General features: G+C 65.0%; 19 protein-coding genes and 1 pseudogene. 9 read left to right on the forward strand and 11 right to left on the reverse strand.

What is annotated here, in order from left to right; all coding sequences use genetic code 11:
- Positions 1-77: 77 nt before the first annotated feature.
- Both xth and NWE53_RS18930 read left to right on the forward strand, forming a co-directional pair.
- Positions 78-893 (forward strand): exodeoxyribonuclease III, encoded by an 816-nt coding sequence (xth, locus tag NWE53_RS18925; protein ID WP_265050911.1) that lies wholly within the window; start codon positions 78-80, stop codon positions 891-893.
- A 118-nt stretch (positions 894-1,011) separates the two neighbouring features.
- Entirely contained in the window at positions 1,012-1,929 is a 918-nt protein-coding gene (locus NWE53_RS18930; RefSeq protein WP_265050912.1) for an EamA family transporter, read from the forward strand.
- A 20-nt stretch (positions 1,930-1,949) separates the two neighbouring features.
- Here NWE53_RS18930 and NWE53_RS18935 read toward each other — a convergent pair whose 3' ends face one another.
- Together NWE53_RS18935 and NWE53_RS18940 are read right to left on the reverse strand one after the other, a co-directional pair.
- Positions 1,950-2,414, reverse strand: a complete 465-nt coding sequence (locus NWE53_RS18935; protein WP_265050913.1) for a cyclic nucleotide-binding domain-containing protein — start codon at positions 2,412-2,414, stop codon at positions 1,950-1,952.
- Between the two features lie 3 nt (positions 2,415-2,417).
- The gene (locus tag NWE53_RS18940) at positions 2,418-3,104 is read right to left on the reverse strand and encodes a response regulator transcription factor (protein ID WP_265050914.1); all 687 of its coding nucleotides are present in this window, start codon (positions 3,102-3,104) and stop codon (positions 2,418-2,420) included.
- An 82-nt stretch (positions 3,105-3,186) separates the two neighbouring features.
- On the opposite strand from NWE53_RS18940, the gene NWE53_RS18945 reads away from it, so the two are divergent.
- Together NWE53_RS18945 and NWE53_RS18950 are read left to right on the forward strand one after the other, a co-directional pair.
- On the forward strand, positions 3,187-3,741 hold the full coding sequence (locus NWE53_RS18945; protein WP_265050915.1) for a L,D-transpeptidase family protein: 555 nt from the start codon (positions 3,187-3,189) through the stop codon (positions 3,739-3,741).
- A 162-nt stretch (positions 3,742-3,903) separates the two neighbouring features.
- Positions 3,904-4,235: pseudogene (locus tag NWE53_RS18950) on the forward strand (bleomycin resistance protein).
- Positions 4,236-4,320: 85 nt separating this feature from the next.
- Here NWE53_RS18950 and NWE53_RS18955 read toward each other — a convergent pair.
- Positions 4,321-4,986, reverse strand: coding sequence for a YggS family pyridoxal phosphate-dependent enzyme (locus NWE53_RS18955; RefSeq protein WP_265050916.1), 666 nt, complete (start codon positions 4,984-4,986; stop codon positions 4,321-4,323).
- 153 nt (positions 4,987-5,139) lie between these two features.
- On the opposite strand from NWE53_RS18955, the gene leuS reads away from it, so the two are divergent.
- Genes leuS through holA form a run of 3 tightly spaced genes read left to right on the forward strand, consistent with a single transcriptional unit; the run spans position 5,140 to position 9,319 of the window.
- Complete coding sequence (gene leuS, locus NWE53_RS18960; protein WP_265050917.1) at positions 5,140-7,764, forward strand: leucine--tRNA ligase; 2,625 nt, start codon at positions 5,140-5,142, stop codon at positions 7,762-7,764.
- Positions 7,751-8,284: an LPS assembly lipoprotein LptE gene (locus NWE53_RS18965; RefSeq protein ID WP_265050918.1), complete on the forward strand. Its 534-nt coding sequence runs from the start codon at positions 7,751-7,753 to the stop codon at positions 8,282-8,284. Before leuS ends, NWE53_RS18965 begins: the two co-directional genes overlap by 14 nt.
- A 6-nt stretch (positions 8,285-8,290) precedes the next feature.
- Positions 8,291-9,319: a DNA polymerase III subunit delta gene (gene holA, locus NWE53_RS18970; protein ID WP_265050919.1), complete on the forward strand. Its 1,029-nt coding sequence runs from the start codon at positions 8,291-8,293 to the stop codon at positions 9,317-9,319.
- Here holA and NWE53_RS18975 read toward each other — a convergent pair whose 3' ends face one another.
- From NWE53_RS18975 to hemE, 8 genes are all read right to left on the reverse strand, one after another.
- Positions 9,320-10,201, reverse strand: a complete 882-nt coding sequence (locus NWE53_RS18975; RefSeq protein ID WP_265050920.1) for a ParB/RepB/Spo0J family partition protein — start codon at positions 10,199-10,201, stop codon at positions 9,320-9,322.
- A gap of 29 nt (positions 10,202-10,230) precedes the next feature.
- Entirely contained in the window at positions 10,231-11,061 is an 831-nt protein-coding gene (locus NWE53_RS18980) for a ParA family protein (RefSeq protein WP_265050921.1), read from the reverse strand.
- Positions 11,058-11,705, reverse strand: a complete 648-nt coding sequence (rsmG, locus tag NWE53_RS18985; protein ID WP_265050922.1) for a 16S rRNA (guanine(527)-N(7))-methyltransferase RsmG — start codon at positions 11,703-11,705, stop codon at positions 11,058-11,060. The genes NWE53_RS18980 and rsmG overlap by 4 nt, the downstream gene beginning before the upstream one ends.
- Positions 11,702-13,591 (reverse strand): tRNA uridine-5-carboxymethylaminomethyl(34) synthesis enzyme MnmG, encoded by a 1,890-nt coding sequence (gene mnmG, locus NWE53_RS18990; RefSeq protein WP_265050923.1) that lies wholly within the window; start codon positions 13,589-13,591, stop codon positions 11,702-11,704. Before mnmG ends, rsmG begins: the two co-directional genes overlap by 4 nt.
- Positions 13,592-13,665: 74 nt before the next feature.
- Positions 13,666-14,994, reverse strand: coding sequence for a tRNA uridine-5-carboxymethylaminomethyl(34) synthesis GTPase MnmE (mnmE, locus tag NWE53_RS18995; RefSeq protein WP_265050924.1), 1,329 nt, complete (start codon positions 14,992-14,994; stop codon positions 13,666-13,668).
- A gap of 518 nt (positions 14,995-15,512) precedes the next feature.
- Positions 15,513-16,778: a transcription termination factor Rho gene (rho, locus tag NWE53_RS19000; protein ID WP_265050925.1), complete on the reverse strand. Its 1,266-nt coding sequence runs from the start codon at positions 16,776-16,778 to the stop codon at positions 15,513-15,515.
- A gap of 223 nt (positions 16,779-17,001) precedes the next feature.
- Entirely contained in the window at positions 17,002-17,424 is a 423-nt protein-coding gene (hemJ, locus tag NWE53_RS19005) for a protoporphyrinogen oxidase HemJ (protein ID WP_265050926.1), read from the reverse strand.
- Between the two features lie 10 nt (positions 17,425-17,434).
- Positions 17,435-18,454, reverse strand: coding sequence for a uroporphyrinogen decarboxylase (hemE, locus tag NWE53_RS19010; protein WP_265050927.1), 1,020 nt, complete (start codon positions 18,452-18,454; stop codon positions 17,435-17,437).
- Positions 18,455-18,922: 468 nt separating this feature from the next.
- Between hemE and NWE53_RS19015 the strand changes: the two genes are divergently transcribed.
- Together NWE53_RS19015 and NWE53_RS19020 are read left to right on the forward strand one after the other, a co-directional pair.
- Positions 18,923-19,753 (forward strand): pyruvate, water dikinase regulatory protein, encoded by an 831-nt coding sequence (locus NWE53_RS19015; RefSeq protein ID WP_265050928.1) that lies wholly within the window; start codon positions 18,923-18,925, stop codon positions 19,751-19,753.
- Entirely contained in the window at positions 19,750-20,376 is a 627-nt protein-coding gene (locus NWE53_RS19020) for a Maf family protein (RefSeq protein ID WP_265050929.1), read from the forward strand. Before NWE53_RS19015 ends, NWE53_RS19020 begins: the two co-directional genes overlap by 4 nt.
- The last annotated feature ends 2 nt before the right edge of the window (positions 20,377-20,378 follow it).

Raw genomic sequence — 20,378 nt, forward strand, 5'->3', positions numbered from 1 at the left:
ATCGGCAAGCCGAAAACGGCTTGCCTTTTTTTGCTTGCCGAACGAGTTTCCGCCCTCCTCTCGGCCGGAATCCTCGCGTGCAACTCACCGTCACCAGCTGGAACATCAACTCGGTCCGCCTGCGCATCGGCATGGTCGGCGAGTTCCTCGCTCGCTACGCCCCCGACGTCCTCTGCCTGCAGGAGACCAAGACGCCGGACGAGCAGTTCCCGGCCAAGGCCTTCCACCAGTTCGGCTACGTCCACCAGGCCTTCATCGGCCAGAAGGGCTATAACGGTGTCGCCATCGTCTCGAAGCTGCCCTTCAGCGAGAAGGACGCGATGTCCATGTGCGGCCGCAACGATGCCCGGCACATGACGGTGACGCTCGACACCGCGGCCGGGCCCGCTGCCGGCATCGCCATCCATAACTTCTACATCCCGGCCGGCGGCGACATCCCCGACCCCGCGAAGAACGACAAGTTCGCGCACAAGCTCGCCTTCCTCGACGAAATCGGCGCCTGGGGCGTGACGAAGAAGCCGACCGACCGACCCGCGATCCTGCTTGGCGACCTCAACATCGCCCCCTATGAACATGACGTCTGGAGCCACAAGCAGCTGCTCGACGTCGTCAGCCATACGCCGATCGAGACGACGACGCTGGAGCGGCTGCGCAGCGAGCTCGGCTGGACCGACGCGGCCCGCGCTTTGCGCCCCGAGCCGGAGAAGCTCTATTCCTGGTGGAGCTACCGTGCGCAGGACTGGGAAGCATCGAACAGGGGCCGCAGGCTCGACCATATCTGGCTGTCCGATGCGCTGAAGCCGACGCTGCGCGACCTCACCTTCCTGCGCGAGGCCCGGGGTTGGGAGCGTCCGTCCGACCATGTTCCGGTCACGGTGACGCTGAACCTCTGAAGAGGCCCATGCGGCCGACCCATGTGCCGGAGGCGCCACGGACATGCCGCGCCGGGTCATCCTGCCCCGGATTTCCATGATATAGCCGCGGCACGTTTTCTTGCCGCGACCAGAGCCAGTGCAGCCCGCACCCTCCACATCGCTATCCCTGCGCGACGCGCTTCTCACCCTCGCGGTGATGGTGGTCTGGGGCACCAACTTCGTCGTCATCCATGTCGGCGTGGAGCATTTTCCACCGTTGCTCTTCGCCTGCCTGCGCTTCGTGTTCGCGCTTCTGCCGGCGGTCTTCTTCCTGAAGCGGCCGGCCGTGCCCTGGAGCAAGCTCGCGGCCTACGGCATCCTGATCGGCGCCGGCCAGTTCGGACTGCTGTTCATCGCCATCAAGGGTTTCATCGCGCCGGGCCTCGCCTCGCTGGTGGTGCAGGCCCAGTCCTTCTTCACGATCCTGCTCGCCGCGGCGATCACACGCGAGCGCGTCCAGCCCTTCCAGATCGTCGGTCTGCTCCTCGCGGCCAGCGGCATTGCCGTGATCCTCTGGCACGCCGACGGCACGACCACGCCGCTCGGGGTCATCCTCGTGCTCGGCGCCGCGCTCTGCTGGGCGTCCGGCAACACCGTGGCGCGCAGCACCCCGCAGGTCGACATGCTCGCCTATGTCGTCTGGACCAGCCTGTTCGCCGTGCCGCCCCTGTTCGCGCTGTCATGGCTTTTCGAGGGTTGGCCTGCGATCCGCGACGGATTGACCGGCGCGCCTCTCGCCGCCTGGGCGGCCGCGATCTGGCAGGCTGTCGGCAACGTCATGTTCGGCTATGCCGTCTGGGGCTGGCTGCTGTCGCGCTACGCCGCCGCCACCGTCGCGCCGACATCCCTGCTGGTTCCCGTCTTCGGCATGGGCGCCGCCGCGCTCTGGCTCGGCGAACCCCTGCCGGGCTGGAAATTCCTGGCGGCCGGCCTCGTGCTGTCCGGCCTGTGCATCAATATCCTCTGGCCGCGATTCGCGGCGATCCGCGCCGCCAGGCACCCGCCATCGTCGTGAGGGGCCGCGCCTCCCGGCGCTTACTTGCGGTCGATGGCGCCGAGCGCCCTCTGCACGGCCGACAGCTCGCCCACGAAGCCGCGCAGCCTGTCGCCGATCGCGGCCATGATCGCCTCGGCCGAATCGGGCGATTCGCCGAGCACGCGCCGCATCACGCTGCGCGGCAGCCGCATGACCTGCGACGGCTCGCGCGCGATGGCCGTGACCTGGCGGGGCACCGAGGTGAAGAGCGCGAGCTCGCCGATCATGGCACCGGGTCCGATGATCTCGCTCGCCGGCTGGCCATCATCCTGGGCCGTCAGCGCGATGGCGCCGGACACGACCAGAACCGCGCCGTCCGAAGGTTCGCCAGCACGGAACAGCACGTCGCCGGCGCGCAGGATGCGGCTTTCCGCCGCGAAGGCGAGCAACCGCAGCGCGTCGCGTTCCATCAGGCTCAGCAGCGGCTGCCGGGCCAGCAGTGCCATGTCGTCGTCGAGGGCCATCCGTCAGGGATTCAGCCGGTAGCCGCCGGCATCGGTGACCAGCAGCCGGGCATTGCCCGGATCAGGTTCGATCTTCTGGCGCAGCCGGTAGATATGCGTCTCCAGCGTATGGGTCGTGACCTGGCTGTTATAGCCCCAGACCTCCTGTAGCAGCACCTCGCGGGCGATCGGCTTCCTGCCCGCGCGATAGAGAAAGCGCAGGATCGCGGTCTCCTTCTCGGTGAGCTTGGTTTTCGAGCCCTTCTCGCTGACGAGCAGCTTCGATCCTGGGTGGAAGGTGTAGGGACCGACTTGAAAGATCGCATCCTCGCTCGCCTCGTATTGGCGCAGATGGGCGCGGATGCGCGCCAGCAGCACGGCGAACTTGAACGGCTTCACCACATAATCGTTCGCGCCGGCTTCCAGCCCCAGCACCGTGTCGGCGTCCGAGCCTTGGCCGGTCAGCATCACCACGGGGCTCTTGAAGCCGTTCTTGCGCATCACCTTGACCGCCTCGCGCCCGTCCATGTCGGGCAGGCCGACATCCATGACCACGAGATCGACGCGCTCGCCCTGCACGGCCTTGACCGCCGCCGCAGCCGTGCCGGCCGTCGTCAGCCTGAACTCCTCATAGAGTGCAAGCTGCTCGGCCAGCGCATCGCGCAGGGTCTGGTCGTCATCGACCAGGAGAATATGATGGACGACGGACATGAGGCGGTTCGCTCGGAAGCAATCGTTAGGGCAACATGAGCCCGCTGAGTCGTCATCGCAAGTCAGGCAGCCTGGAATCCCCGTGAGAAACCGTCCGCATCCCCCCTTTGGCCCGCGCAATCTCTCCTCGCTGCGGGTCTTCGCGTCCGTTCGCGACCGCCGCAAGGGCTTCCTCGTTGCCGGCTCGGCGGTGTTTCCCTGCGCGCTCGGCCGCGGCGGCATCCGCACCGACAAGCGCGAAGGCGACGGCGGCACGCCGCGTACCAGCCTGCCGCTGCGCAGCGTCTTCTACCGCGCCGACCGTCTCGCCCGCCCCCGCACGCTGCTGCCGCTGAAGCGGATCGGACCGCGCGACGCCTGGTGCGACGACCAGAAAGACCGGCGCTACAACCGCCTGATCGATCGCCCGCCCGGCAAAGCCGAGGAGCGGCTCCAGCGCGAGGATCATCTCTACGACGTCATCGTCGAGCTCGGCTGGAACGACAGGCCGGTGATTCGCGGGCGCGGCAGTGCGATTTTCTGGCACCTTGCCCGCCCGGGCTTCACACCCACGGCCGGCTGCGTCGCGGTCGAGGGGCATGTCTTCGCCAAGGTGCTGCCGCGCCTGGCGCGGCATTGCCGGATTCTGGTCAGATAGGCCCCATTGCGCTAGAAGCGCTCCCGAGCACCGTCTCGAACATCCTCTCCGGACTCGGCCGACGCCTCGGGCACCGCCCCGCATCGTCGCGCCGCTCCCAGCTAGAGAACCTGCGATGACTGATTCGGTCTCCACCGGCCTCGCTTCGGGCGGATCGCCGCCATGCTGCCCGTCGCCGACATGGCGCGCGCCTGCGATTTTTACATCGGCGCCTCGGCTTCCGGAAAACCTTCGAGAACGGCAATCCCGTCGGCTTCATGATTCTGCAGCGGGATGCGGCCGAGCTGCACCTGACGCTCCAGCCCGGCCACGAGCCGGCCGCTTTCAACGTCGCCCATATGATGGTCGAGGATATCGACGCCATGCACGCCATCGTCCGCGAGCGCGGCCTGCGCATCGTCAAGGGCCTGCGCGACAAGGATTACGGCCTGCGCGCCTTCGTCTTCGAGGACCCGGACGGCAACCGCATCGATGTCGGCGAGCCGCTGAAGTAGATCGTCATTCTCGGGCGGAGCGAAGCTCAGACCGAGAATCTCCGGCCAAAGGAGGCCCCTGAGCCTGCCCGAGCATGACGCCGCGCTATCCCCGCGCGCCGAAAATCGCGCTGCCGACGCGCACATAGGTCGCGCCGAGCTGGATCGCCGCCTCGTAATCGGCACTCATGCCCATGGACAGGCCCTTGAGACCGTTGCGGTCGGCGATCTTAGCGAGCAGGCCGAAATGCGGCGAAGGCGGCTCGTCGGCAGGCGGGATGCACATGAGCCCCTCGATCACCAGACCGTGAACATCGCGGCAGCGCGCGAGGAACGCATCCGCATCGGCCGGCATGACGCCGCCCTTCTGGGCTTCCTCGCCCGTGTTGACCTGTACCAGCAGGCGCGGCGCCCGCCCCGCCCGCGCGATCTCGCGCGCCAGCTCCTTCGCCAGGCTCTCGCGGTCGAGCGAATGGATCGCATCGAAGAGCTCGACCGCTTCGCGCGCCTTGTTGGACTGCAACGGGCCGATCATGTGCAGCTCGGCATCGGGAAAGCGTTCTTTGAGCGCCGGCCACTTCGCCTTGGCCTCCTGCACGTAGTTCTCGCCGAAGATGCGCTGGCCGGCTTCGAGCGCCGGCAGGATCGCCTCGGCCGGCATCGTCTTCGAGACGGCGATCAGCGTGACGCTCTCGGGCTTGCGCCCGAAATCGCGCGCGACTCGCGCGATCGCCCCCCGGGTCGCCTCCAAACGCGTAACCGTATCGCTCATCTGCCAGCCTCTCATGCCCTGCGCGCCGTTGACCGCGTGCGCGCAATGGTGTCCTAGAGCAGATTGCGAGAATCCGGCATCCGGTTTTTGCATTCAGCCCCTGCGCCGGCCTGCCTCCGGGAGCCGGCAAACCCGCAAGAATTGCCCGCTGACATGGCCGTCGAACGTTACAACCCGAAAGAGTCCGAGCCGAAATGGCGCGCCGTCTGGGAGGAGCGCAAGCTCTTCGAGACGAGGAACGACGATACGCGGCCGAGCTACTACGTCCTCGAGATGTTCCCCTACCCGTCCGGCCGCATCCATATGGGCCATGTCCGCAACTATGCGATGGGCGACGTCGTCGCGCGCTACAAGCGCGCCAAGGGCTTCTCGGTGCTGCATCCGATGGGCTGGGATGCTTTCGGCCTGCCGGCCGAGAACGCCGCCAAGCAGAAGAAGGTCCATCCGCGCGAGTGGACCTACGAGAACATCGCGACGATGCGCAAGCAGCTCAAATCGATGGGCCTGTCGCTCGACTGGAGCCGCGAGCTGGCGACCTGCGACCCCAGCTATTATCGCCACCAGCAGAAGATGTTCCTGGATTTCCTGAAGGCCGGGCTGGTCGACCGCAAGACCGCCAAGGTCAACTGGGACCCGGTCGACGAGACCGTGCTCGCCAACGAGCAGGTCATCGACGGACGCGGCTGGCGCTCCGGCGCGCCGGTCGAGATCCGCGAGCTGACCCAGTGGTTCTTCAAGATTACCGAGTATGGCCAGGAGCTGCACGACGCGCTCGACGGCCTGACCCGCTGGCCGGACAAGGTCCGGCTGATGCAGAGGAACTGGATCGGCCGTTCCGAAGGCCTGTTGGTTCGTTTCGCTCTCGAATCGAATGCCGTTCGGCAGGATGAGGTCGAGGTCTACACGACCCGCCCGGATACGCTGTTCGGCGCCAGGTTCGTCGCGGTTGCTCCCGACCATCCGATCGCCAAGGCGATGGCCACGAACAATCCCGCGTTGCAGGCCTTCATCGAGGAATGCAAGCGCACCGGCACGGCGCAGGAGAACATCGACAAGGCCGAGAAGCTCGGTTTCGACACCGGCCTGCGCGCCGTCCATCCCTTCGATCCCAACTGGACGCTGCCGGTCTACGTCGCCAACTTCATCCTGATGGAATACGGCACCGGCGCCATCTTCGGCTGCCCGGCGCATGACCAGCGCGACCTCGACTTCGTCAACAAGTATGACCTGGGTAATACCCCGGTCGTGGCGCCCGAAGGCACCGATCCGGCGGATTTTGTCATCACCGACACCGCCTATGACGGTGACGGCCGCATGATCAACTCGCGCTTCCTCGACGGTATGACCATCGCGGAAGCCAAGGAGGAGGTCGCGCGCCGCCTCGAGAGCGAAACCCGGGGCAACCGCCCCGTCGGCCAGCGCAAGGTCAATTTCCGCCTGCGCGACTGGGGCATCTCGCGGCAGCGCTACTGGGGCTGCCCGATCCCGGTCCTCCATTGTTCCGACTGCGGAACGATCCCTGTTCCCGATGCGGATCTGCCGGTGAAATTGCCGGACGACGTCTCCTTCGAGAAGCCGGGCAACCCGCTCGACCATCATCCGGCCTGGAAGCATGTCGCCTGCCCGCAATGCGGCAAGGATGCCCGGCGCGAGACGGACACGATGGACACGTTCGTCGATTCGTCCTGGTACTTCGCACGCTTCACCGATCCCTGGCGGACCGAGAGCCCGACCGACCGCAAGGCGGTCGATCGCTTCCTGCCGGTCGACCAGTATATCGGCGGCGTCGAGCACGCGATCCTCCACCTGCTCTATTCGCGCTTCTTCACCCGCGCGATGAAGAAGACCGGCCATGCCGGGTTGGACGAGCCCTTCGCCGGCATGTTCACCCAGGGCATGGTCGTGCACGAGACCTATCGCGCCGCCGATGGCAGCTGGGTCGAGCCCGGCAACGTCCGCATCGATGTCTCCGGCAACGAACGCAAGGGTTTCGATGTCGAGACCGGCGCTCCGATCGAGATCGGCGCGATCGAGAAGATGTCGAAGTCCAAGAAGAACGTCGTGGACCCCGACGACATCATCGCCTCCTACGGCGCCGACACCGCGCGCTGGTTCATGCTCTCCGATTCGCCGCCCGATCGCGACGTGATCTGGACCGATGAGGGCGTGCAGGGCGCCGCCCGCTTCGTCCAGCGTCTGTGGCGCCTGGTCGCGGAGATTGCCGAGCGCACCGGCGGCAAGGCCGCAAAGCCCGCCGCGATCGGCGAGGCGGCGCTGACGCTGCGCAAGGCGAGCCATCGTGCCCTCGACGCGGTCGCCGCCGATATCGAGCGTCTCGCCTTCAATCGCTGCATCGCGCATGTCTATACGCTCACCAACGCCATCGGTAAGGCGCTCGATGTCGCGGCCGAGAAGGCTGAGCTCGATGCCGATATCGCCTTCGCCCTCCTTGAGGCCGCCACGATCGTGACCCAGCTTGTGGCGCCGATGATGCCGCATCTGGCCGAGGAGTGCTGGCAGGCGCTGGGCCTGCCGGGTCTCGCCGGAGAGGCATCGTGGCCGGAGGTCGAAACCGCGCTGCTGAAGGACGACAGCATCACGCTGCCCGTCCAGCTCAACGGCAAGAAGCGCGCGGAGGTGACGGTTCCGGCCGATGCCGATACGATGGCGGTCGAAACCGTCGTTCGCGGCAACGAAGCGGTGCAGCGGGCCCTCGAAGGGCGCGCCATCCGCAAGATCATCGTGGTTCCCGGGAGAATCGTGAATGTCGTCGTCTGAAGCCGTTCTCCCCCGTCGCACGCTACTGGCAGCCATTCTTGCTGCAGCGGCGCTCGCCGGCGGCTGCTTCCAGCCGCTCTACTCCGAATACACCTCGAGCACGGTGGGCGGCAGCGTAAAGTCGGCGATGCGCAGCATCGAGATTCCCGAGATCAAGGGCCTTATGGGCCATTATTTCCGCAACGAACTGGTCTTCGAGCTCGACGGCGGCGGCGAGCCCGACGCCCAGCGAAAGCTGAAGCTCGACGCGGCGATCTCGGAGTCCGTCGAGGTCGTCACCGTCGACTACGCCAATGGCCGGGCCGATTCGGCGGTTCTGGTCGCAACGGCGACCTGGAAGGTCACACGCATCGGAACGGGCGAGGTCGTCTCATCCGGCACCAACTCCGTCCGCGCCCCCTATGAGCGTTCCTCCCAGCGCTTCGCCACGGTGCGCGCGGCACGCGACGCCCAGGTCCGCGCGGCGAAGAACCTCGCCACCATCGTCCGGGGACTGATCGCCGCCGACCTTACCTCCTGATCGGTCATGGTCGCGATCAAGGCCCATGAGGCGGAACGCACGCTGGCGCGCCTCGATCCGGCCTGGCGCCTTGTCCTGATCTACGGCCCCGATGCGGGGCTCGTCTCCGAGCGGGCAAGCGCGCTGGGCCGATCCAGCGTCGACGATCCGAACGATGCTTTCCAGCTCATCCGCATGGACGGCGATGTCGTGGCCGCCGATCCCCTGAGACTGGTCGACGAAGCCAACACCATCGGCCTCTTCGGCGGCCGGCGCGCCATTCGCGTCTCCCCGACATCCAAGCCCTTGCAGGCCGCCGTCGAGCCGCTGCTGGCGACGCCCTCGCAGGACGCGCTCGTCATCGTCGAAGCCGGCGATCTCCAGCGTACGAACCCGCTGCGCACGGCCTGCGAGAGGGCCAGGACCGCCCTCGCAGTGCCGTGCTATGGCGATGCCGCCCGCGATCTCGGCACGATCATCGACGAGATGGTCCGGGGCGCCGCGAAGTCGATCGACAGGAACACCCGGGATCATCTCGCCGGTTTGCTGGGGGGCGACAGGCAGACTTCGCGCCGGGAGATCGAGAAGCTTCTGCTCTATGTCGGCTCGGAGCCCGCCATCCTCGCCGAACATGTCGAAGCGGTTGTCGGCGACACCGCCCAGCGCGAGCAGGCCATGCTCGTCGATGCCGTCTTTGCCGGAAAGCTGCCCGTGCTCGATCTCGCCCAGGCCAAGCTCAGCAGCGAGGGGCTCGACCCCAGCGTGATGCTCGGCGCCGTGCTGCGCCAGGCCTTGGCCTTGCTCAAGGCCCGTCAGGCGATCGATGCCGGGCGAGGTGTCAGGGACGTCGTGGGAACCATGCGCCTGCCCTATCCGCGCATCGCGACCACGGAAGCCGCCCTCAATACCTGGTCCAGCGCCAAGCTGAACGATGCGGTCGGCCTGCTCGGCAACGCCATCCTGGCCACGCGCCAGAGCGCCGATATGGGCCGCGCTATCGCAACCCGCGCCTTGTGGACGCTTGCCCGTGTCGGGCGAACCAATCGAGCGGACTGATCAGGCCTTCAGGCGGCGGCAGAGCGCGTCAAGCTGTTCGAGCGTCTTGTAGCCGATCTTGACCTCGCCCGACCCGTTGGGACGATGTCCAATGGAAACGGCAAGGCCGAGGGCTTCCTCGAGAGCCTTTTCGAGAGCTCTTGTGTCCGGATCCTTCTCCACCCTGGGCTTCGCCGGGACGGCACTTTTCGTTTCGCCCCGGGATTCTTCCTGCACGACCCGCTCGATGTCGCGAACGCTCAGACCTTCGTCGACTATCTTGCGCGCCATGAATTCCGGGTCCGAAACGGAAAGCAATGCACGTGCATGCCCAGCCGAAACGGCGCCTTCACTCACCATCTTGCGCACCGATTCCGGCAGCTTCGACAGGCGCAACGTATTGGCGACATGGCTGCGGCTCTTGCCGATGACGCGGGCCAGATCGTTCTGCGTGTAGCTGAACTCGGCAATCAGCCGCTCATAGCCGGCGGCTTCCTCTATCGCATTGAGGTCCGTGCGCTGGACGTTCTCGACGATGGCGATCTCGAGCGCCTCTCGATCATCAGCCTCGACGAGGATGACCGGCACATCGTGCAACTCGGCGCGCTGCGCCGCGCGCCAGCGGCGTTCGCCGGCGATGATCTCATAGGCGTCGATCATGCCGGGGATCGAGCGAACGATGATGGGCTGCAGGATGCCCCGCTCGCGGACGGAGGTCGTCAGCTCCTCCAGATCATCCTCGGCGAAGCTGCGGCGTGGATTGCGGGCGCTCGGCCGCAGGAACTCGACGGGGACCCGGCGCTGGCCGCGCGCCCGCTCGATCGCGCCGATTTCCTCGCCGACATCGCCGATCAGTGCCGCCAGACCGCGGCCAAGGCGGGAACGCCCCTGTTCTTCGGCCATCGCCATTCCTCGTAACCTCGTTGCTTGCTTCAGGCGGCCGCGCGCAGGGCGCGCTCGCGCTTGATCACTTCCGACGCCAGCCGCAGATAGGCCTGCGACCCCGAACAGCGCAGATCATAGAGCAGTGCAGGCTTGCCATAGGACGGGGCCTCGGAAATCCGCACATTACGTGGGATCACAGTCTCATAAACCTTGTCTCCAAGGAAACTCTTCACATCTGCCATAACCTGGCCCGACAGATTGTTGCGCGGATCGAACATGGTGAGCACCACGCCCTGGATGATCAGACGCGGATTGAGGCCGGCGCGGACCTGCTCCACCGTCTTGAGCAGCTGGCTGAGACCCTCCAGCGCAAAGAATTCGCACTGCAGCGGTACCAGCACGGCATCGGCGGCCGTCATCGCGTTGATGGTGATCAGGCTGAGCGAAGGCGGGCAATCGATCAGGACATAGGTCAAATCCTGGCAGCGCTGGTCGTAGCACAGCTCGTCGATTGCGGTCTTCAACCGGTGTGCACGATCCTTGGCGGAGGCAATCTCCAGCTCCACGCCAAGCAGATCGAGTGTCGAAGGCGCCAGCGACAAGCCGGGCACAGCCGTCGGCTGGAGCGCCTGACCCAAGCCGACATCGCCGCAAAGCACGTCATAGGTCGAGGATTTCCGGTTGCGGCGATCGACGCCCAGCCCGGTCGAAGCGTTGCCCTGTGGATCGAGATCGACGATCAGCACCTTCTCGCCGATCGCCGCTAGCGCCGTCCCCAGATTGATCGCCGTCGTCGTTTTGCCGACGCCGCCCTTCTGGTTGGCGAGCGCGATCACGCGCGGGCGGCGCGATGGTGTCGCAGATGGAACCTCAGTCATGAATCGGCTCGTCTCTCGGCCGAGCGAACCATCAGGATTCGCGCAGCGGCATCTGTCACGGAGGAAACCGTCGTAGCCTGAATCTTCCAATATCTTGCTGAGTCGGTCAATTCCGCATCTAGATGTTGTCCCTTGGGAAAGAGGCCGAGAGTGCCGTTTCTCAATAAATCTTCGCACCAATCGAGAAGCTGGGTCAGTGACGCCAACGCGCGCGCTGTGACGACATCGACCTTGCCGTTGAAATCGCCGATCGCATCCTCGATCCGTGCCGCATGCACCCGGACCGGTGCTCCGGTGACGCGAGCCGCGTGCCGCAGAAACGCGCATTTGCGGGCATTGCTCTCGACAAGATCGATCTGGCCCCGGCCCTGCTCTGCCAAGCAAATGCCGATCACCAGACCGGGAAAACCGCCTCCCGAGCCAAGATCGAGCCAGCGCTCGCACCCGGCCGCGAGATTGAAGATTTGCAGCGAATCCGCGATGTGACGCGTCCAGACCTCGGACAGAGTTGCCGAGGAGACGAGGTTCTTCGCCGCCTGCCAACGCTCCAACTCCGCGACGAGCAGGGCCAGTCGCTCCTCTGTTTCACGTGAAACAGGCGTCAAGCGCAAAGCGTGCTGACGGTCTTCCTTATCAACAGTCACGTCGGTCCTGTGGATAAAACTGCCGCGGCCCGGGTTTTTCGCGCATGCGCCGCCAGCAACGTCAAAGCCGCTGGAGTCATGCCTTCAATCTTCCCAGCCTGCGCCAGATCAGCCGGTCGCTGCAACGCAAGCTTCGCCTTGAGCTCGTTCGACAGCCCGGAAATGGCGTCGAGATTCAGATCGACGGGGACCTTCAGCGATTGGTCCCGGCGATAGGCCTGAATCTCCGCGGCCTGCCGGTCGAGATAAACCGCATAGACGGCATCCGCCGTGACGCGCGCCGTCACCGAGGCCGGCCAGCGGTGCAACTCTGTCCAAACCGCCGCTAGCCGCCCGAAATCGACATCCGGGTAGGAGAGGATCTGATACGCGCTACGTCGCACCCCGTCGCGATTGAGCTGCAGGCCAACGCTGTCTGCCTGCTGAGGCGTCAGCCACAGGTTTTGCAGCGTCTCGCGCAACATCCCGATCTCTCGGTGCCGGTCGTCGAACGCCGCCTGTCGGATCGAGCCGACAATTCCGAGTTGGACACCCAGCGCCGTCAGCCGCTCGTCCGCATTGTCGACGCGGAGCGACAAGCGGAATTCCGCTCGCGACGTGAACATTCGGTACGGTTCCGTAACGCCGTGCGTGACGAGATCGTCGACGAGAACGCCGATATAGGATTGGGTCCGATCGAAGACCACCGGCTCAGCGCCGCCAGCAAGTCGCGCGGCATTGAGCCCTGCGAGCAGGCCCTGCGCGCCCGCCTCTTCATAACCAGTCGTGCCGTTGATCTGTCCCGCCAGGAACAGTCCACCGATGGTGCGAGTCTCCAGCGTGTTCTTCAGCGCGCGCGGATCGACGAAGTCATACTCGATCGCATAGCCGGGCCGCAGCATCGCCGCGCGTTCGAGACCGGGGATCGTCTTCAACAGACCAAGCTGAACATCCTCAGGCAGCGAGGTCGAGATGCCGTTCGGATAGACGGTGTCGTCGTCCAGGCCCTCGGGCTCGAGGAATATCTGGTGGCCGTCGCGGTCGCCGAAACGCCCGACCTTGTCCTCGATCGATGGGCAATAGCGTGGGCCGCGTCCCTCGATCTGGCCTGAGAACATCGGCGCGCGATGCAGATTGGCCCGGATCAGCTCGTGGCTCGCCAGCGTCGTGCGCGTGATTCCGCAGGAGATCTGTGGGTTGGTGATCGCCGTGGTCAGCGCTGAGAACGGCTCCGGCGGCTCGTCGCCGGCCTGCATTTCGAGCGCCGCCCAATCGATGCTGCGGCCGTCGAGCCGGGGAGGGGTTCCGGTCTTGAGCCGTCCCAATGGAAAACCGTGACGCTCCAGCGTGGCCGAGAGGCCGAGGGACGGCGCTTCGCCGACGCGCCCGGCCGGGATGCGGGTCTCGCCGACATGGATCAGGCCACGCAGGAAGGTGCCGGTTGTCAGCACGACCGTTCCGGTAACGAATCGACGTCCATCCGCCAGCACGACGCCGACGACGCGCTCCGCGTCGACCAAGAGGTCGAAGACCTCGCCGGCAACGATGTCGAGGTTCTCTTGCCGCGCAAGCAACTCCTGCACGGCAAGGCGATAGAGTTTCCGATCGGCCTGGGCGCGCGGGCCGCGCACGGCCGGACCCTTGCGCCGATTAAGCATGCGGAACTGGATGCCGCCCAAATCGGCGGCATGCGCCATGATCCCGTCGAGCGCATCGATCTCCCGGACCAGATGACCCTTGCCGAGCCCGCCGATGGCCGGGTTGCACGACATCACGCCGATCGTCTCGGGCTTATGCGTCACCAGCGCGGTGCGCGCGCCATAGCGCGCCGCGGCGGCAGCCGCTTCGGTTCCGGCATGGCCGCCACCGACGACGACGACGTCGTAATGCTGCGGATGAATGGACATGGTGTTTCGCTAGCGAAGCGAGACAGGTGGGTCAACGGCAATCGCGGAAAAGCGATGAAATGGGACGCCGGCTGTCACTTTCCGATGCAGAATCCAGAAAACAGCTGGTCGAGCACATCCTCGACATCGATGCGGCCGACCAGCCGTTCCAAGGCGACGACGGCCAGGCGCATATCTTCCGCCAGCAGTTCGCTTTGCCCGTGACCCGCCGTCACGGCTCGCTCCAATGCAGTGATCGCATCCGTCACCGCGGCGCGGTGGCGTTCACGTGTCACGAGTGCCGGTTCGGCCTGACCCAGCGCTTGCAAACGCGTAACGATCTCCGTCAGAAGCCCGGAAAGCCCGTCGCCGCTTTTGACCGAGATGGCCCGTTCGCCGGGGAGGGCAGCTCCGCCCAAATCCGACTTCGTCGCAATTGGCAGCGTCGGAGCAGCTTCATGGATTCGATACGGCTCCGAATCGATGCTTCGCAGAGCGAGGACGAGGTCCGCTCGATCCACAAGCGCCCGGGCGCGCCTGACGCCTTCGGCCTCGATTGGATCGATGCTGTCTCGCAGGCCGGCCGTGTCGATCAGAATGACGGGCAAGCCAGCGAGATCGAGGCGCACTTCGAGTGCGTCGCGCGTCGTACCGGCGATGGGTGAAACGATCGCCACCTCACGCCGCGCCAATGCATTCAGCAGTGTCGACTTGCCGGCATTGGGCGGCCCGGCCAGCACGACCACAAAACCTTCCCGCACACGCTCGCCCATGGCGAAGCTGCCGAGGGCATCGCGCAGCGACGCCAGAACCTCCACCGCGAGCCCCAGCGCCTGTTCCTGCAGCGGCCCTGACACATCACCTTCATCGGAGAAATCAAGCTCCGCGGCCAGCAGGCTCATCGCCTCGATGAGCTTGCCCCGCCATGCCTGCGCGACAACACCGAGAGCGCCGTCCATCTGGCGCAGCGCCTGCTTGCGCTGCCATTCCGTTTCCGAATCGATCAGATCGGCCAGGCCCTCGACCGCGGCCAGATCGAGCTTTCCCGCCTCGAAGGCGCGGCGGGTAAACTCTCCCGCTTCGGCCAGTCTGACTCCCGGTAGTGCCGCGAGTATGGCCAGAATTCGCGCGAGAACTGCGCGGGAACCGTGAATGTGGAACTCAGCGACATCATCGCCGGTAAAACTCGCCGGCGCCGCGAAGAACAACACCAGCGCAGTATCCACGGTCATACCGTTTCCATCCGACAACCGGCGCAATGTCGCCATACGCGGCTCGGGTATGACTCCTGCAACCGTTTCCAGAACGAATCGAACGCGCGGGCCCGACACTCGCACAACCGCCACGCCAGCGCGGCCAGGCGCCGACGACAAAGCGACGATGGTGGGATGGGCTTCGGATGTGTCGGTATCTGCTGCGGCCATGGTGGCTGATCGATGCTCGGTGAGGCTTTGTGAGGGTGTGCTTTACCAGCGAGGGCCAGTCAAACCCTGCCGAGCCTTCCAGCCCGTGCTGCCAGCAATGCCCGCCGGATGGGAGGCACTGCGTTTCGCACCGGCCGCGCTGATGCTTAGGCGTGCTCGGCTGCAAACCAGCAGCAACCGGCTATCTTCCGCCTTTTGGCAATCATTACGCTACCGAATCGGAGATCAGGGAATGCCTCTCGTTGCCCTCAGCGCGAGTTCGCGCGTCCGACTGCCGTTTGGAACAGCGGTATGACTCTGCGGAAGATGGCAAAGCGCGAAGAAACGCGGAGGTCATACCTAGTCGGCCTGCGGACACCAACCGACTCCAGACAAAGATGACCGACTCCGAATCGATCAACGCGCCACGGTTGGTCAAAAAAGCGTCTGCCCACAAAACGACTTCGCCGCCGCACCGACTGCCGGCTTAGGCAATCGATACGGCGGCGAATCAAATCAGTCTTCTCGAGGCAGGTCCCTCAGGTGTTCATCGAATCGAAGAACTCGGAGTTCTGTTTGGTCTGGCGGAGCTTGTCGATCAGGAACTCGATCGCGTCCTGCGGACCCATCGGGTTGAGGATGCGGCGCAGCACATAGGTCTTCTGCAGATCGGAGCGCGGCGTGATGAGTTCCTCCTTGCGGGTTCCGGATTTGAGGATGTCGATCGCCGGGAAGATGCGCTTGTCGGCCACCTTGCGGTCGAGCACGATTTCCGAGTTACCCGTGCCCTTGAACTCCTCGAAGATCACCTCGTCCATCCGCGAGCCCGTATCGATCAGCGCGGTCGCGACGATAGTGAGCGAGCCGCCCTCTTCGATATTACGAGCTGCACCGAAGAAGCGCTTCGGCCGCTGCAGGGCGTTGGCGTCGACACCGCCGGTCAGCACCTTGCCGGAGGACGGCACGACGGTGTTGTAGGCACGGCCAAGGCGCGTGATCGAATCGAGCAGGATGACGACGTCACGGCCGTGCTCGACCAGGCGTTTGGCCTTTTCGATGACCATCTCGGCAACCTGGACGTGGCGCGAGGCGGGCTCGTCGAAGGTCGAGGACACGACCTCGCCCTTCACCGAGCGCTGCATGTCCGTGACTTCTTCCGGCCGCTCGTCGATCAGCAGAACGATCAGATAGCATTCCGGATGATTGGTGGTGATCGACTGCGCGATGTTCTGCAGCAGCACGGTCTTGCCGGTCCGCGGCGGCGCGACGATCAGGGCGCGCTGGCCCTTGCCGATCGGCGCGACGATATCGATCACGCGCGGCGAGAAATCCTTCTTGGTCGGATCCTGCACTTCGAGCTTCAGCCGCTGGTCCGGGTAGAGCGGCGTCAGGTTGTCGAAGTGGATCTTGTGCTTGATCTTCTCCGGGTCCTCGAAATTGACGGTGTTGACCTTGAGCAGGGCGAAATAGCGCTCGCCATCCTTCGGGCCGCGGATCGGGCCTTCGACAGTGTCGCCCGTGCGCAGGCCGAACTTCCGGATCTGCGACGGCGAGACGTAGATGTCGTCAGGCCCTGGCAGGTAGTTCGAATCGGGCGAACGCAGGAAGCCAAACCCGTCCTGCAGAACCTCGACCACACCCTCGCCCAGGATCTCGGTCTCGCGGGCGGCGAGCTGCTTGAGGATGGCGAACATCAGCTCCTGCTTGCGCATCGTGCTGGCGTTCTCGACCTCGACCCCCTCGGCGAAAGCCAGCAGTTCGGTCGGCGATTTGCTCTTGAGCTCTTGAAGCTTGATTTCCCGCATGGGGCACCCGGATCGTGAACGCCCTGCGAACCAGCAGGGGCGGGGGACGGTACTGGATTGATCGACTTCGGTCCTGGCCGGACCTGCGCGGAGGTTGCGCGACATGAGCTGCTGCAGCGGCAGATCGCTCACGAATAGTCGACAACAGGGAGGACGCTGGAGAAGCGCAGTGTCCTGATAGCGGGAAATGCGCCGGGACTCAAGCCGGAAGCATGATAGGCCTTCAGAACGGCTTGACGATGACGAGAATGACGATTGCGAGCATCAGAACGGCCGGCACCTCGTTGATCATGCGGAAGTAGCGGGCCGGCTTCTGGTTCCGATCCTCCGCAAAGGCCCGAACGTGTTTGGCCAGCATCCCGTGAATACCGGAGAGGATGACGACCAGCAGCAGCTTGGCGTGCAGCCAGCCACCTTTGAAGCCGAACGCATACCAAGCGAGGTAGAGGCCAAGCACCCAGGTCAGCATCATCGCCGGGTTGATGATGCCCTTCAGCAGCCGCCGCTCCATGATCTTGAAGGTCTCGGACTGGATCGAGCCGGTCTGGGCTTCGGCATGGTAGACCATCAGCCTCGGCAGATAGAGCATGCCGGCCATCCACGAGATGACGGCGACGACGTGGAAAGCCTTGATCCACTCATACATGTCCTGATCCTCAGCCCCGAACCGCCTTCAGCAACCGCTCGACATGGGCGATCGGCGTGTCCGGCAGAATGCCGTGCCCGAGATTGAAGATGAATGGCCGGTCGCCAAAGGCAGTCAGGATCATCTCGATCTCCTTTTCCAGTTCCGCTCCGCCGGCCCTGAGCAGGAGCGGATCGAGATGGCCCTGAACCGGCACGATCGACTGGATCGCCTCGCGGGCAAAGCTCCGGTCGATATCGGTTTCGAGCCCTACGGCATCGACGCCGGTACCGGTAACGTATTCCGGGATCAGCCTGCCGGCTCCACGCGGGAAGCCGATGATGCGGGCCTGGGGATGAACGGCCCGGACGCCGTCGACGATTCGCCGCGTCGGCGCGATGCACCAGCGCCTGAAATCATCGGGGCCGAGCGCTCCCGCCCAACTGTCGAAGATCTGCACCGCATCGACGCCGGCAGCGATCTGCGCGTTGAGATAACTGATCGAGGCATCGACGATGCGATCGACGATCGCCTGGAACAGCTCCGGGTCTTTGGCGAAGAGCGCCTTGGCAGGCCCCTGATCCGGCGTGCCGCGCCCGGCGACCATATAGGTCGCAACGGTCCAGGGCGCCCCACAGAAGCCGATGAAGCCTGTCGCTGCGGGCAGGGTACGGCGCACCCGCTGCACGGTCTCCACGATAGGGTCGAGCTGGCTCACGGTGGCAACGCGATCGATCTCGGCCAGACGGCCAGCATCAGCGACGGGTTCGAGCCGCGGACCTTCCCCCTCGACGAACCAGAGCTTCTGGCCGAGCGCTTGCGGCACGACCAGGATATCGGAGAACAGGATCGCCGCATCGAAGCCGAAGCGTCTGATCGGCTGAAGCGTCACCTCGGCGGCAAGTTCGGGATTGTAGCAGAGCGCGAGGAAGCTACCGGCTTTCGCCCTGACCTCCCGATACTCCGGCAGATAGCGACCGGCCTGACGCATCAGCCAGACGGGAGGGACGGGCAGAGTCTCGCCAGCGAGAGCCCGAAGGAAGATGGGCATTTCACTGGCCATTCCGAGTGCTCGCCGATCCATCTCGCTTCCTCTCTAAAAAGAGATTCTATGAAAGACTCTCTTTCTTTGACTCTTGGACAGGGGAGATAGCCCGGCCCAATCCTGTCCACAACCGTTCCACAGGCAGTGGGACAGCGGGTCGCGGGCTGGCAGGAGCCGCCACCGGCCATTAAGGCTTTATTAACGAATTGGAATCCGCCGCTCCGGCGAGACCGCCAAAATGATTCACGTGAAACACTTCCTTAACCATGCACAGCCGGCCGGCTGTTGATGGTTGGGGTGAGTTATACAAGGCCTCCGGTGGCGGCCGTCTGGATGCGCAGTTGTCCACACCGCTCCCCATGCCCCGGGAAAACTCGGTCCGGCTGCTGTGGCGGTCCTTTCTGCCCGAATGTCCGATTCCGGTCCGGCTGAAAGCGCGCTAAATGAAGTGAGTGCTTCGAGCCGGGGAACGACGTGGTCCGTAACTATTTTCACCTGCATCTGGTGTCGGACGCGACGGGCGAGACCCTGATCGCGGTCAGCCGTGCCGCGGCGGCGCAGTATGAAAGCGTCTCCGCGATCGAGCATGTCTACCCTCTGGTTCGCTCGGAGGCGCAGCTCGCCCGTGTGCTGGCGGAGATCGAATCCTCGCCGGGCGTCGTGCTCTACACGCTGGTCGAGCCGGAATGGCAGGAGAAGCTCGAGAACTTCTGCCGCGAGCTCGGCTGCCCCTGCCTCTCGGTGCTGCAGCCGGTGCTGTCGCTGTTCCAGTCCTATCTCGGCCAGGCCTCGGCCACGAAGCCGGGCGCGCAGCATGTGCTCAACACCGAATATTTCCGCCGCATCGACGCGATGAACTACACGCTCCTGCACGATGACGGGCAGATGGGCGGCGATCTCGACAATGCCGATGTGATCCTCGTCGGCATCAGCCGGACCTCGAAGACACCGACGAGCATCTATCTCGCCAATCGCGGCATCAAGACCGCCAACATCCCGCTGGTGCCGAACATCCCGCTGCCGCCGGAGCTTGAAGGTGCGAAGAAGCCGCTGATCGTCGGCCTGATCGCCAGCCCCGATCGCATCGTTCAGATCCGCCAGAACCGCTTGCTCTCGCTGCGCGCAGACGACGAAACCTCCTATGTCGATCCCGCCGCGGTCGCCGATGAGGTCACCCAATCGCGCCGGCTTTGTGCCCGCAAGGGCTGGCCCGTCATCGACGTGACCCGCCGTTCTATCGAGGAGACGGCAGCGTCGATCGTCGACCTGCTGCGCGACCACCGCATGAAGTTCATCGCGACATGACCGTACCGACCGGCCTCTGGCTCGAAGCGGAGCCCTTGATCCTCGCCTCGGGGAGTTCGACCCGCCGCGACATGCTGGCCGCGGCGGGTATCCCGGTCGAGGTCCTGAAACCCGGGATCGATGAACGCGCGGTCGAGCACCCGCTCGTCGAGAAGAAGGTGCCGGCGGATCAGGTCGCGGCGGCGCTCGCCTGTGCCAAGGCACTTGCTGTCTCTCATGATCGGCCCGGCCGTCTCGTCCTGGCCGCCGACCAGACTCTGACCTGCGACGGAATCGCCTTTCACAAGCCGGTCGACAGCTTTGCCGCAGCCGAGCAGATCGCGGCGCTGGCAGGCAGGACCCATGAACTCCATTCCGCCTTCGTGCTGGCCAGGAATGGTGCGCCGATCGCCGAAGGGCGCGAGACGGCCCGGCTGACGATGCGCTCCCTCGATAGCGATTTTATCGGGCTCTATGTCGAGACGGTCGGTCCTGGGGTCCTGTCCAGCGTCGGCGGCTATCAGCTTGAGGGATTGGGATCGCATCTCTTCGACCGTGTCGAAGGCAATCACTTCACCATATTGGGCCTCCCCCTGCTCGCCGTTCTCGACGCCCTGCGCGATCTCGGCTGCCTCGCCCGTTAATC

Source organism: Bosea sp. NBC_00550 (genome assembly GCF_026020075.1).
Classification (GTDB): Bacteria; Pseudomonadota; Alphaproteobacteria; order Rhizobiales; family Beijerinckiaceae; genus Allobosea.